Raw genomic sequence first — 1,336 nt, forward strand, 5'->3', positions numbered from 1 at the left:
TTATTGTTAGCTCTAGCTCGATTTATAAATGGAGTTATAAAATTTTTATAATCGTTAATTGTACCTACTTGACATACTTCTTCACTTTCTTTTTCTATATTATTTAATATATACATTAACTCTTCATTTTCACTAAATTTCTTCACTTTTCTTAAAAAAATTATATAATAAACAAATATATGTGCGTAGAAAAGTTGTCTAATAAAATATGATATATTTTTCACTTTATCTATCCAAGACCAAATATCCATTTTGAAAGGTATATCTGTGCCATAAAATTTGATGCTATTAATATTTAATTTATTTTCTTCTTCTGAAGTAAGATATCCAATATTATTGTGTTTTGTAGTTATTAATCTTAATATAATTAAATCTATATTTTCATAGTTTAATTTCAATGCATTAAAAACATCATTAAATCCACCTCTTAATCCATTAAGAAATTCTTTTTCTCCCCCCAGATACTCACTATTTTTAATAAGATCATATTCTTTATTAAAATTATGAATTGAATTTTTATACTGAAGCATTATTTTTTCATAGTCTACTTCATTCAAATATTTTTTTGATATTCTTTGTATAAATGAATCCCTAAAAACTTTTTTAGCTAATTCTTCATAACTATTTATATTATCGGCTATGCTATAAATATCAAATACAATTTGACCAAATGTTTTATATATTTCCTCTTCATCTAATAAATTTTCTGAAATAAATTTTTTTGTTTCATATTCTTCATATAACTCTTGTCTGATATTCGTAATTCCATTAGAAATACTTATATAATTTTCTATTATTTCATTGATTAGTCTATTTTTCTTAGCTAATCTTTCTTGTTCTTCTCTCTGTAATCGCTCCTTTTCTTCCTGCAATCTTTTTAGTTCTTCTTTTTTCAACTTTTCTTGTTCCTGCTCTTTTTTTAATTCTATTTTTTTCTTCTCTTCTTCTAATTTTTCTTTATGCTCTTGTATTATTTTATCTATTCGTTCTAACTCTTCTTGCTCTTTTTTTTCCTTTTCTTGTTCTAATTTTAATACCCTTTCTCTTCTTTCTTGTTCTTCTTTTTCTTTTTTTCGTTTATTGTTAAATAACCCCATAATAATTTCCCCTTTTTATTAACAATAGAATAATTAGTATACTTTTGACCTTCAAATATATAGTCATCTCATCACCTAATTTACCTCTTTATATTAACTTTATTAAAGCTATAATTTTATACACCATATTTATCTACTCATACTAAATTTAAATATAATAATTGACCTATTTGCATTTATTTAAAAAAGTATCTTAATATTTAATATTTAATATTTATTACTTATAATTTTTTTATAAT

Annotated in this window: 1 pseudogene; it reads right to left on the minus strand. The window is 21.9% G+C overall.

Features of this window, described 5'->3' with window-relative positions:
- Positions 1–1,097 (minus strand): annotated as a pseudogene (locus I4U58_RS13790) (hypothetical protein); the annotation flags it as partial.
- Positions 1,098–1,336: the final 239 nt, after the last annotated feature.

This window comes from Clostridium sp. 1001270J_160509_D11 (assembly GCF_015667935.1).
Classification (GTDB): domain Bacteria; phylum Bacillota; class Clostridia; order Peptostreptococcales; family Peptostreptococcaceae; genus Intestinibacter.